Here is a 14927-nt window from a genome sequence, read left to right as displayed (position 1 = left end):
GTCGGGCTAACCCTCCTTCAGAACTTTTTGCCGCGTTTAAAAACAATCAATCTCATCTGTACTTCACTTGCTTAGGAACTGTTATATGACCATAGATTCAGGGTATGACAATCACGAATTAAATAATTCGGAAATCGCCATTATTGCTGTAGCAGGTAGATTTCCGGGCGCGAAAGATATTGCATCATTTTGGCAGAACTTACGAGATGGCGTAGAGTCTATTTCCTGGTTTACAGATGAAGAATTGCTCAATTATGGCGTTTCTCCAGATTTATTAAATAACCCTAATTATGTCAAAGCTGGTAGTGTACTATCAGATATTGAATTGTTTGATGCTAATTTCTTTGCTTATAGTGCCAAAGAAGCTGAGTTAATAGATCCACAACAACGCCTATTTTTAGAATTAGCTTGGGAAGCTGTAGAAACGGCTGGTTATGACCCACAAACTTATCATGGTTTAATCGGAGTTTATGGTGGTGTGGGGATGAATAGGTATTTTCTCAATAACCTCTATCCTCATCATCAATTACTAGCAACAATTGACCCTATCCAATTAGGATTCTCCAACGATAAAGATTTTTTACCTACACGAGCTGCATATAAGCTTAATTTGACTGGCCCCGCCGTCAATGTACAGACAGCCTGTTCTACTTCTTTAGTGGCTATTCATATAGCTTGTCAAAGTCTCCTCAATGGTGAGTGTGACATGGCTTTAGCGGGTGGTGTAACTCTCAGTGTTCCTCAAAAAATAGGTTATTTGCATCAAGAAGGCATGATTCTTTCCCCTGATGGACATTGCCGCGCTTTTGATGCTCAAGCACAAGGAACAATTGCCGGTAGTGGTGCGGGGATTGTGGTTTTGAAAAGATTAAAGGACGCAATCAGCGATCGCGACCACATCTGTGCAATTATTAAAGGTTCAGCTATTAATAATGATGGGGCGGTAAAAGTTGGCTACACAGCACCTAGTGTAAGTGGACAAGCCGCAGTCATTGGTGAGGCTCAAGCTATCGCTGGTGTAGATGCGGAAACCATTTCCTACATCGAAGCTCATGGTACAGCTACACCTTTAGGCGACCCCATTGAAATTGCTGCTTTAACTCAAGCTTTTAATCAAACTACCGATAAAAAAGGTTTTTGTGCTATTGGTTCCCTCAAAACCAACTTAGGACATTTAGATACAGCCGCAGGTGTGGCAGGTTTGATTAAAACTGTATTAGCCCTGCAACATAAAATGCTGCCTCCTAGTTTGCACTTTGAGACACCTAACCCCAAAATCGATTTTGCCAACAGTCCTTTTTATGTGAATACAACCCTCAAGGAATGGGAAACAAATAATTTTCCTCGCCGTGCTGGTGTTAGTTCCTTTGGCATGGGGGGTACTAATGCTCATGTGATTTTGGAAGAAGCACCAGCAGAAATTCAAAATTCAAAATTCAAAATTCAAAATTATAAAGATGTAATTGAACCTTCTTTACACTTGTTGGTACTCTCGGCTAAGACGGCGAGTGCGTTGGAGAAGGCGACGGGTAATTTAATTACTTATTTAAAAGAGCATCCGGAAGTTAACTTGGGGGATGTGGCTTATACCCTCAATAGTGGTCGCCGGGGTTTTAATTATCGACGGATGTTGATTTGTCAAGATTTAGAAGATGCTGTTAAAGGTCTAGAGTCAAAACAAGTATTTACTAACTATACAGAGATTACAGAACGGCCTGTGGTCTTTATGTTTCCTGGTCAAGGTTCTCAGTATGTGAACATGGGGCGGGAGATTTATGAAACTGAGGCAGTATTTAAAGAACAAGTTGATTATTGTTCGGAGTTTCTTAAACCCTTGCTGGAATTAGATTTGCGTGACATTATTTATCCCAGTGACGACAAGATTGATGCAGCATCAAAGCAATTGGAACAAACAGGAATTGCTCAACCTGCTATTTTTGTCATTGAGTACGCCTTAGCTCAATTATGGCAGTCATGGGGAGTAAAACCACAGGCTGCCATCGGTCACAGTATTGGCGAGTATGTAGCCGCAACCTTAGCAGAGGTTTTTTCCCTAGAAGATGCCTTATCTTTGGTAGCAGCACGGGGAAAGATGATGCAGCAACTCCCCACTGGGGCAATGCTTTCTATTCCTTTACCCGCCGATCAGGTACAATCTCTGTTAGGTACAGAACTTGCTGTTGCGGCGATTAATGTGCGATCGCAATGTGTAGTTTCTGGTTCCATAGCAGCTATAAATACTCTACAAAATCAGCTAGCTGCTCAAGGAATTGAATGTCGTCTTCTGCATACATCCCATGCCTTCCACTCTCACATGATGGAACCCATCTTAGAGGCATTTGCAGAGCGAGTCCAACAAGTCACCTTAAATCCTCCCAAACTTCCTTATATCTCCAATCTGACTGGCACTTGGATTACAGTCACCCAAGCCACCAACCCTGAGTATTACGCTCAACATCTGCGTTCTACAGTGCTGTTTGCCCAAGGTGTAGAAAAATTATTAGCAACACCTAAGCAAGTCTTATTAGAGGTAGGGCCAGGACACACACTAACTACGTTAGTGAAAAGACATCCCAGTAAAGTAGCCACACAAACAGTCTTAACCTCAATACGCCATCCACGAGAAAAGCAATCCGATATTCGGGTTTTATTCAACACATTTGGTCAACTCTGGTTGGCTGGAGTCAAGGTAGATTGGTGGGGATTTTATAGTCAAGATGAATATTATCGTCTTCCCTTACCTACCTATCCCTTTGAGCGACAACGTTATTGGATTGACACCCCACAAAAGGCAGTCTGGGGACAATTGCAAACCTTACCACCAACATCACAATTGTGGAGTTTGCTGACACAAGCAGGTCAGAAGCAAGCTAGTGTGAGAAATGCAGAACTTAACGAGTCTACCTATCAAGAAAACAAACAATGGTTAGGACATTTATGTACAGCTTACATCAACGCTGCACTTAGACAATTAGGCGCTTTCCATCATCCCCAAGAAAAGTATTCTTTGGATAATTTGTGGGAGAAATATCATATTTCTCCCCGCTATCAACAATTGTTTTCTAGATGGTTGCAAATATTAATAGAACAAGGTCAATTACAACAACAGGATGGTTTATTTACTGGGTTAGTGCCATGTTCACAAAATTATATTAATGAACATTTAGCAGAAGTTAAAGCGAGGTTTGCTGCTTCATCTTTAGTAGATTTAGATTTAGTGCAGAAATGTGGAGAAAATTTAGCTGCTATTGTCACTGGTGAACAAGAGCCATTAGAGATTTTCAATGAACTGGTTTACCAAAAAGAAAACAAAGGTTCATATTCAGAATCTCCTTTAATTAATTACTACAACTCTATCTTGCGCTCAAGCTTAGAACAGATAGTCAAATCTTTACCATCATCCGTTCATCTGAGAGTTCTAGAAATTGGTGCGGTTACTGGTGTATCTACACAAGCATTATTACCTTTGTTGCCGCCTCAACAAACCAACTATACTTTTACTGATATTGGTAGCGGCTTTTTGACTCAAGCCCAACAAAAGTTTCAGGAATATCCATTTGTTGAATATCGCTTATTAGATATAGACAAGCCCCCAATTGAGCAAGGATTTGAGCAGTATAGCTTTGATGTCATCATAGCTACTAATGTTATCCATGCAACTCAGAACATTGATCAAACCCTACATCATGTACGCTCTTTATTAGCTCCTGGGGGTTTCCTTTTAGTATGGGAAATAACTCAACCTAAAATCGATTTTGATATTAGTTGGGGTTTGCTATTGAAACCTTTAGATGATCAAAGACGCGACCCTGGTCAGCCTTTTATTATCAAAGAACAGTGGTTTGCAGCACTACAAGACCAAGATTTTGTTCAAGTTGCTGCGTTTCCTGAAACTGAAGCATTTGAGCATCAGATTATTATGGCTCAAGCTGCTGTATCAACTGCATTTAGTGCCAAATCTGGGCAGAAACAGACTAAGACTAAATCAGATATTTCATTACCAACAAAGCCGGATAGTTTGCAGCCAGAAAAATTATCTAATCTACATTCCAGACCTAATTTAGCCAATTCATATATAGCTCCCCGTGATGAAATTGAACAAAAAATTGCCGATATTTGGCAAGAATTATTGGGAATTAATCAGGTGGGAATCCATGACGATTTTTTTGAACTAGGAGGAGATTCCCTCATAGCTGTTCAAATTCTCTCAAGACTACGCAATACTTTTGCTCTTCGCTTAAATGTGGCAAGTTTGTTTGCATCCCCCACGATAGCGGAAATAGCGCCGAAGTTAGGAAAAACGCTGGAAATAGATACTAATTTGGGCGCATTTGATCGAGAAGAAATAGCAATTTGAGTAAAAAATAATTTTAAATTACGAATTAGCTGGAGTGGAGGTAATGTTGCTGTGAATATTGAAAAATTGGTGTTTGATTTAAATAAACAGGGTGTGAAGTTGTGGGTTGAAGGTGAACAGTTGCGCGCTAATGCTCCCAAGGGAGTATTAACCATAGAAACTCGTGATTTATTAGCCAAAAATAAAGCAGAAATTATTTCGTTACTGCACGATAAAACTACTAACACCAACAAAGATTTATCCTTAATCAAAACCGAACGTCCTCAGCACTTACCTCTTTCTTTTGCCCAAGAACAACTTTGGTTATTAAACCAGTTGGAACCAAATAACCCTTTCTACAATGAACAAATTGCTGTAAAACTTCATGGTCAGTTGAACATTGTGGCACTAGAACAAAGCCTCAATATAGTTGTCGCTCGCCACGAAGTATTGCGTACTAACTTCCCCACCATCAATGAGCAACCAGTCCAGGTAATTGCTGATAGTTTAACCTTAAGTGTGCCAATAGTAGATTTAACTCATTTACCTGTAAATGAAAGAGAAATTGCTTGCCAAAAATTAGCTTCACAAGAAGCTAATCACCCCTTTGGCCTGGTTAATTCTCCTTTAATTCGAGCTTCTGTGATTAAACTTACAGAGGTGGAACACGCTTTACTAATCACAATACATCACATTATTTTTGATGGTTGGTCAATGGGCGTATTAATGGGCGAGTTAGCAACAATTTACTCAGCATTATGTAATAGTTCATCCCCAAATTTGCCTGAGTTACCAATTCAGTATGCTGACTTTGCTATTTGGCAACGGCAATTTTTACAAACCGGAGTACTGCAAACCCAACTTGACTACTGGAAGCAACAACTCAAAAATGCTCCCAACTTAATAGAGTTACCCACAGACAGACCAAGACCAGCCATTCAAACTTATCGGGGTGCAATTCACTATGTGCAATTATCAAATGAATTAAGTCAAGCCCTAACCCAATTCAGTAGGCAAGAGGGAGCTACCCTATTCATGACGCTGTTTACAGCCTATGCCACCTTGCTTTATCGCTACACAGGACAAGATGACATTGTGGTGGGTACGCCTCTTGCTAACCGCGATCGCCTGGAACTAGAAGGGTTAATTGGCTTTTTTGTCAATACTTTAGTGCTACGTACTGATTTATCTGGCAATCCCAGTTTTCAGGAGTTGCTGAGTCGAGTGCGACGGGTGACGCTGCAAGCTTACACTCATCCAGATTTGCCCTTTGAAGAGTTGGTTAAGGCATTGCAGCCACAACGAGACCTCAGCCATACACCACTGTTTCAGGTGATGTTTGTCCTAGAAAATGCGCCAACATCTGAGGCAGAACTGACTGGGCTTACCCTGAGTCCATTAGGGACACAAAGGACAACGGCTAAGTTTGATTTGACTTTATTTATTAAAAATACTTCCTCTGGGCTATTAGCTATATGGCAATACAACACAGACTTGTTTGACTCCAGCACCATAGAACGGATAGGGAGTCATTTTGTCACCTTACTTGCAGGTGTAGTTGCCAACCCACAGCAACAAATTTCCCAATTACCCTTGCTGACACAAGTTGAACAACAGCAGTTGTTAGTAGAGTGGAACAATACTCAGGTCAATTATCCCCCTCATCAATCTATCCCTCAGTTATTTGAGGAACAGGTGCAGCGTACACCCGATGCTGTAGCGGTGGAGTTTGGCAATCAACAACTGACTTACTCCCAATTAAATAGCCGTGCTAACCAGTTGGCGAACTACTTGAAGTCTTTAGGCGTTAAACCCGATGTATTAGTAGGGTTGTGTGTCGAGCGTTCCTTAGAAATGGTTATGGGGCTATTAGGGATTCTCAAAGCAGGTGGGGCATATCTGCCACTAGACCCAGAGTATCCCACTGAACGCTTGAGTTTTATGTTAGAAGATGCTCAAGTTTCAGTGCTACTCACGCAGCAGCTACTCCTCGACAGACTACCGTCCTACGAAAAGGCAGGGGAGCAGGGGGAAAAATCACCTACAACTTATCAAGCACAGCTTGTTTGTTTAGATACTGACTGGCAATTAATTTCTCACTCCAGTCAGGAAAATCCCATCACAGATGTACAAGCAGATAACTTAGGGTATGTAATTTATACCTCTGGTTCTACAGGTAAGCCCAAGGGTGTAGCCATGAATCAGCTTTCCTTGTGCAACTTAATTTTATGGCAACGGCAAAATACAACAATTTCTCATGGGGCAAAAACCCTGCAATTTGCACCTATTAGCTTTGATGTCTCCTTCCAAGAAATCTTTTCTACTTGGTGTTCTGGTGGGACGTTGTTGTTAATTACAGAGGAATTACGCCGTGATGCCTTGGCTTTGTTGGGTTTGATTCAAGAAAAAGCTGTGGCCAGATTGTTCCTTCCTTTTGTGGCGTTACAGCAATTAGCTGAAGTCGCTGTGGATAGTGGATTAGTCAATAGTCACCTGCGGGAAATCATCACAGCTGGGGAACAGTTACAGATTACTCCAGCGATCGCTCAATGGTTCAGTCAATTAAATCACTGTACATTACACAATAACTATGGGCCATCGGAAACTCATGTAGCCACTAATTTTACGTTAGATAATTCAGTGGAAACTTGGCCGTTACTTCCCCCAATTGGTAAGCCAATTACTAATACAAAAATCTATATCTTAGATAATTATTTACAGCCTGTACCTATCGGTGTGCCGGGAGAGTTGTACATTGGTGGTGTTTCTCTAGCCAGAGGCTACCTCAAACGCCCTGAGTTGACCCAGGAAAAATTTATCCCCAATCCTTTTGAGCAGGGACAAGGAAGCAGGTTATATAAAACTGGAGATTTAGCCCGCTACTTGCCAGATGGCAATATTGAATACCTTGGGCGTATTGACAATCAAGTAAAAATACGAGGCTTCCGGATTGAGTTAGGGGAAATTGAAGCAGCATTAAGTCAATATAGGGATGTGCAAGCCGCTTGTATCATTCCCCGTGAAGATACCCCCGGTGATAAACGCCTAGTGGCTTATGTGGTAGCACATCAGGATTCTCCAACCACAATGAGCGAACTGCGGCAATTTCTCAAAGCCAAGTTACCAGATTACATGGTTCCCAGCGCTTTTGTGATGTTGGATGCCTTACCTCTAACGCCTAGCGGTAAAGTAGACCGTCGCGCCTTACCCGCACCGGATTTAGACAACGAAATCACAGACAAATATGTTGCCCCACGGAACCCAACAGAAGAACTGTTAGCCCAAATTTGGGCGCAAGTACTGAAAGTAGAGAAAGTAGGCATTCATGATAACTTCTTTGATCTTGGGGGACATTCCCTACTAGCAACGCAACTCATTTCACGTATCCGCAACGTTTTTAAAGTAGAACTCCCTTTGCGTGAGTTGTTTGCCAGTGCAAAAATCAGCGAATTGGCGCGATCGCTTGAGCAGTTACAACAACATGACTTAGAATTGTCTGCACAGCCAATTGTCCCCAGAACCAAGAATACAGACTTGCCACTGTCTTATGCTCAACAGCGTTTATGGTTTTTAGACCAGTTTGAGCCGAATAGCCCCTCCTACAATATTCCTGTAGCTTTGCGTTTAGCGGGAACTCTCAATCAAGCAGCTTTGCTCCAAAGCTTACAAGAAATTATTCATCGTCATGAAGCTTTACGCACCAATTTTGTCACGGTTGATGAAAAAGCGACTCAAGTGATTCGGGGACTGGGGACTGGGGATTGGGGACTGGGAGTAATATCAGTTGTTGATTTGCAGCATTTACCTACAACTGAACAAGAACGTGTTTTACAGGACTTGGCGCAACAACAAGGGCAAATATCTTTCAATTTGGCCAATGAACCATTAATCAGAGTGACATTAGTAGTGTTATCAGAAACAGAACACGCTTTATTTGTGTGTATGCACCACATTGTTTCTGATGGTTGGTCAATGGGTGTGTTTGTCCAAGAACTAGCCGCCCTGTACGATGCTTATTCCCAAGATAGGCAGTCACCGTTAACACCATTAGCGATTCAGTATGCAGATTTTGCTATTTGGCAGAGAGACTGGTTGCAGGGAGATGTACTACAAAAGCAACTGAGTTACTGGCAGCAACAACTGGCAAATGCTCCTACTTTGTTGTCCCTACCCACAGACAGACCTAGACCATCGGTGCAGACTTTCTCTGGGGCATATCAGGAGTTTGCGCTGTCGGTTGAGTTAACCCGGAAGTTGGTAAAACTGAGCCAAGAGCAAGGTTGTACGCTGTTTATGACTCTGTTGGCAGCTTATGATACCCTGCTTTATCGCTACACAGGACAATCAGATATTTTGGTGGGTTCGCCAATTGCTAACCGCGATCGCCTAGAGGTTGAAGGGCTAATTGGCTTTTTTGTCAATAGCTTGGTCATGCGTACCAATTTGGCTGGTAATCCGAGTTTCTATGAGTTAATGGGTCGTGTTCGAGATATGGCGATGGATGCTTACGCCCATCAGGACTTGCCTTTTGAAATGCTGGTGGAAGCATTACAGCCAGAACGTGACCTCAGCCATACACCACTGTTCCAGGTCATGTTTGTTCTGCAAAATACCCCCATGTCCCCCATAGAGTTGACTGGGTTAACGGTGATTCCATTGGTTATAAAAGGCTCAACGGCTAAGTTTGACCTGACATTATCAATGCAGAACACTGACACCGGTCTAGTGGGTGCGTGGGAGTACAACACGGATTTGTTTGATGCCAGCACTATCGAGCGCATGGCCGGGCATTTTGTGACATTGCTGGAAGGCATTGTGACCAATCCCCAACAGCAAATCTCCCAATTACCACTGTTGACAGCAGTAGAACAACAACAGTTACTTGTTGAGTGGAACGCTACTCAGGTTGATTATCCACTAAATAAGTTCATCCATCATTTGTTTGAGGAGCAAGTTCAGCGCACTCCGGATGCTGTAGCCGTTGTATATGAAAATCAACAACTTACTTACCAGCAATTAAATCATCGGGCTAACCAGTTAGCAAACTACTTACACGCATTGGGTGTCAAACCAGATGTGCTGGTGGGGTTGTGTGTCGAGCGATCTTTAGAAATGATAGTAGGACTACTGGGTATTCTCAAGGCGGGTGGGGCATACCTGCCACTTGATCCAGATTATCCTCAAGAACGCTTGAGCTTTATGCTGGAAGATGCTCAAGTTCCAGTGCTGCTGACACAACAGCAACTCCTAGAAAATTTACCTCAACATCAAGCGAAGGTTGTTTGTTTAGATACTGACTGGCAAGTGATTTCTCAGTCAAGTGGGGATAATGCGAGAGCTGGCGTGCAGGCAAGTAATTTGGCTTATGTGATTTATACCTCTGGTTCTACAGGCAGACCCAAAGGGGTGATGATCTCACATGGCGCGATCGCCAACCACTGTTGTATTATTCAACAAGCTTACGCACTTGAAAAGAGCGATCGGGTACTCCAGTTTGCCTCAATTAACTTCGATGCTTCATTAGAACAGATATTTCCCACACTCATAGCTGGTGCAACTCTGGTACTGAGAGGCTCAGATGTATGGACTCCGACAAAGTTCCAAAAAATCATTTCTGATTTTGGACTTACTGTTGTTAATCTGCCAACAGCCTATTGGCAACAATTAACTCAAGAGTGGGTCAAAACACAAGCCCTAGATTCCAACAGCCAACTGAGACTTGTGCTTGTTGGTGGAGATGCAATCTTGCCAGAATATGTTGCTAAATGGCAACGCAGCCCAATGTTTTGCGTTCGTCTGGTTAACGCTTACGGCCCCACCGAGACGACTATAACCGCCACGCTGTTTGAAATTCCTCCCCAGTGGAGTAAAGACGGTAATCTGAGGAAAATGCCTATTGGCCGTCCACTACCTAACAGGACTGTATATATTCTTGACAGGTATTTACAGCCTGTTCCCCTTGGTGTTCCAGGAGAACTGTACATTGGTGGTATGTGCTTGGCAAAAGGCTACCTCAACCGTCCAGAGTTGACACAGGAAAGATTTATCAGTAACCCCTTTGGTTATGGTCGCCTCTATAAAACTGGGGATTTAGTACGCTATTTACCTGATGGTAATATTGAATACTTAGATCGCATTGATAACCAGGTGAAGATTCGTGGTTTCCGTATCGAACTCGGAGAAATCGAAGCAGTCCTCAATACTCACCCCGAAATTCAACAAGCTGTAGTCATTGTCAGAGAAGATATTCCCGGTAATAAACGATTAGTGGCTTATGTAGTTACTAGTGATGAGTCTTTAAGCAATAACCAACTGCGTCAATTCCTCAAGCAACAGCTACCGGAATATATGATACCCAGTGGCTTTGTCACCTTAGACAAACTACCATTAACACCCAACGGCAAAATAGACCGCAAAGCACTACCAACACCTGACGGGGAAATTAACCGGGAAAATGAATACGTAGCACCACGCACACTTATAGAGCAAACTTTAACTAATATTTGGCAACAACTTTTATTAAAAGAAAAAGTTAGCATCCATGACAACTTTTTTGAAATTGGTGGTGACTCTATCTTGAGTATTCAAGTAGTTTCCCGTGCCAAAAATGCTGGAATACAAATCACTCCCAAGCAAATATTCCAAAACCAAACTATCGCCGGACTTGCTCAGGTGGCGAATACAACAGTAAATGTTGAATCTAAGCAAGGTGTAGTTACTGGAGTAGCGCCCCTCACACCAATTCAACATTGGTTTTTTGAGCAAAATAAGCAAGATTCACACCACTATAATCAATCAGTTTTATTACAAGTTCCCAATCATCTGCAAAGTGAATTAGTTACCATAGCCGTGCAGAAATTACTAGAACATCATGATGCTTTGCGTTTAAAATTCACATCCGTGGCAGATGAATACAAACAAATAAATCAAGGGTTAGATGATAGCGTACCTTTTACCGTAGTTGATTTATCATCCATCCCTAAAGATGAACAAGCACAAGCTCTAGAGAAAATTGCTGCCAAATATCAGGCAAGTTTAAACTTGTCAACAGGGGCAATAATGCAAGCGGTGATGTTTAATTTGGGTGATGACAGTGATGCCAGATTACTCATTATTGTGCATCACTTAGCTGTAGATGGTGTAAGTTGGCGCATTTTATTATCAGATTTAGAAGCAATATATCAACAATTAATTACACCAAAACCTGTAGAGTTAAGTGCAAAAACCACAGCATTTATTGATTGGGCAGAAAAATTAAATGATTATGCCCAATCAGCAACTATCAAAGATGAATTAGACTATTGGTTGAATCAACCCTGGTCTGAAATCACACCACTACCATTAGACTGTGCTGACATTCCACAAGAAAACACAGTGGGTAGTTCTGATTGTGTGTCGGTGACATTAAGCCATCAAGAAACCCAGACTCTTTTGCTGTCGGTAAATGAAGCTTACAACACACAAATTAATGATATATTGCTGAGTGCTTTAGCAATTTCCATAGCAGAGTGGGCGGGAAATTTAGCGGTAATAATTGACTTAGAAGGACATGGACGAGAAGAACTGTTTACAGATGTAGATTTATCGCGGACGGTAGGTTGGTTTACCAGTTTATTTCCTGTATTATTGCAACTCCCCGCATTCAACCAAACGGGAGAAATTATCAAATCAATCAAGGAGCAATTACGGGCAATTCCTCATCGGGGAATTGGCTATGGTATATTGCGTTATTTGTGTCAAGATAGGACTGTTCAAGAAAAAATACAGACAATTCCTAGTCCAGAAATTAGTTTTAACTACCTGGGACAATTTGACCAAGTACAATCAGAAACAGGTTGGAAATTTGCACCGGAACCTACCGGGGATATGCAAAGTTTAAAGCAAACTCGTGACCATCTATTAGATATCAATGCTTTGGTAATAGATGGTCAATTACGAATTGAATGGACTTACAATAGTTATGCTCATAGTTGTTCCACAGTCGAGAAATTAGCACAAAGCTATCTTCAAGCGATCGCCTCCATCATAGAACATTGTCAACTAGCAGAAAATAGAGGCTTTACACCAAGCGATTTCCCCGATGCACAGTTAAATCAATTACAAGTGGATGAGCTATTAACTCAGTTTCTCACTAAAAATATTGAATCAATTTATCCGCTTTCTCCTTCACAACAAGGAATGCTATTCGAGACACTAGCTGCTTCTGAGTCAGGGATACATCTTGAGCAGAGCATTTTAAACTTGCAAATTGCAGAATTTGACTTGTTAGCTTTTGCCAAAGCTTGGCAAAGTGTTGTTAATCGCCACTCAATTCTGAGAACAGCCTTTACTTGGGAAAATCAAAATGAGCCACTGCAAGTTGTACTCAAGGAAGTGGAGATTTCACTAGAACAGCAAGACTGGCGTGGAATTTCTGTGTCCCAGCAGCAAGCGCAATTAGACATATATCTAAGTGCAGACCGACTGCGTGGTTTTGACATGAGTAAACCACCGCTAATGCGTTTTGCACTTTTCCAAGTCAGTACTAATACTTATCAATTCGTCTGGACTTCTCATCACATTCTTACAGATGGCTGGTGCGTACCTCTCATCTTCAAAGAGGTTTTTGCATTCTACGAAGCATTTAGCAAAGGCCAAGATTTATCATTGGAACCCAGTCATCCCTACAGAAATTATATTGCTTGGCTCAAACAGCAAGATTTGTCCCAAGCTGAAAACTTCTGGCGAAACAAACTCCAAGGTTTCAAAAGCCCGACTCCATTGGGAATAGAAGCTGAACCTATGACTTTTTCTGACGGGGAAGAACGCTATGGTGAACAAAAAGCCCGACTGTCAGCTTCAGCAACAGCAGCATTACAGTCTTTGGTCAGGCAACATCACCTGAGCTTAAATATTCTACTTCAAGGGGTTTGGGGCTTGCTATTGAGTCGTTATAGCGGTCTGGAAGATGTAGTATTCGGCGCGACTTTCTCTGGTCGTCCGCCAGAATTGGTAGGGTCTGAATCCATGTTGGGTTTATTTATTAACACCTTACCGATGCGGCTTTTGGTTCCTTCCCAAGCATCACTTTGGTCTTGGCTGAAAGATATCCAAGAGCAAAACTTCACCCAACGCGATTATGAATACTGCTCCCAAGGACAAATTCACGAATGGAGCGAAGTACCTGGCTCACTACCCCTTTATGAGAGTCTCTTAGTTTTCCAAAACTATCCAGTTGATTCATCAGCCATACAATCTGCAAATTATGAAAACAATCAATCTCAAGATCGTTCTATAGGAGCGCAAACAAAATATGCGCTCACCATTCTCGTCAGTCCGACTTCACAGCTAGAGTTTCGCATCATCTATCAGCGATCGCGCTATGATCATCCAGCTATAAACTTAATCTTGGAACATTTTCAGGCTTTATTGAATAGCATTGTTGACCTTCCAGAACAGTCTTTGGCAACCCTGATAGATAGGATTTCGTCAGAACAAATTCCCCAAGTTCGAGGGCTACCAAAACTTATCCACAAGGAACAACGAAAAGCCTTTAACGCGCCAAGAAATCTCTGGGAATTTCAATTGGTGCAAATTTGGGAAGACATTCTAGGCATTCATCCTGTCAGCGTACAAGATAATTTCTTTGAACTTGGGGGTCATTCTCTTCTCGCTGTTCGTCTCGTGTCCCGGATACAAAAACACTTCCAGATAAACTTACCTTTATCTATTTTGTTCCAATATCCTACCATCGAACAACTATCAAGTTTTCTAGATTCTCCAACAGATACCTTGTCTTGGTCTGCTCTAGTTCCTATCAGAATCAAGGGCAATTTATCACCTTTATTCTGTGTACATCCTGGCGGGGGAAATGTTCTTTGCTATCACCATCTTGCTTATTATTTGCATCCAGAACGTCCATTTTATGGACTGCAATGTGTTGGTTTAAATCCCCAAAATCAACCTCATACCAGCATTGAACAAATGGCAACTCACTATATAAAAGAGTTGCAAACTGTTCAACCCCACGGCCCTTATTTTCTCTCTGGTTGGTCTTTTGGTGGCTTGGTAGCCTTTGAGATGGCGCAACAACTCTCTCGTCAAGGTGAACAGATAGCTTTATTAGCCCTAATAGACACTACTCCCCCTGCTCTCAGTTATCAAGGAGAAATAGACTATGCTTTTCTATTAGTTGAGTTATTTAAAGATCGGCTAGAAATCTGTTTAGAAGAATTGCGACAATTGGCACCAGAAGAGCAAGTTATTTATGTTGTAGAACAAGCTAAACAGAAGAATATATATATCGAAACTTTTGACTTTGATCAAGCTCCTCATCTGCTGAAAATTCTTCAGATCAATGCTCAGGCACTGCAAGATTACCAACCTCAATTTTATTCAGGCTCTATTGTTCTCTTAAAAGCTGCTGAGACTGAGGAAGACTTTGAATCTAGCTGGAAGGAACTAGTAGAACAGATAGAAACTGTTGTAGTTCCTGGTAATCATATCAGCATGATGTCACCACCCCATATCCAGATACTAGTGCAGAAAATTCAAGATTTTCTGGAATAGACACCTACTATTACATCAATAGATATCTACTAAAAAACAACTA

General features: G+C 41.7%; 2 protein-coding genes. Both read left to right on the top strand.

Annotation, left to right across the window (positions count from 1 at the left end; genetic code table 11):
• Window positions 1–85 precede the first annotated feature (85 nt).
• Window positions 86–4357, top strand: a complete 4272-nt coding sequence (locus tag H6G14_RS22095) for a type I polyketide synthase (protein WP_190569661.1) — start codon at window positions 86–88, stop codon at window positions 4355–4357.
• 51 nt (window positions 4358–4408) lie between these two features.
• Complete coding sequence (locus H6G14_RS22090; RefSeq protein ID WP_190569659.1) at window positions 4409–14884, top strand: non-ribosomal peptide synthetase; 10476 nt, start codon at window positions 4409–4411, stop codon at window positions 14882–14884.
• Window positions 14885–14927 lie beyond the last annotated feature (43 nt).

The sequence above is a fragment of the Nostoc parmelioides FACHB-3921 genome, assembly GCF_014696625.1.
In the GTDB taxonomy this organism is placed as follows: domain Bacteria; phylum Cyanobacteriota; class Cyanobacteriia; order Cyanobacteriales; family Nostocaceae; genus Trichormus; species Trichormus parmelioides.
Note: the sequence above shows the minus strand (reverse complement) of the source record. Positions and strands in the feature narration are given on the sequence as shown.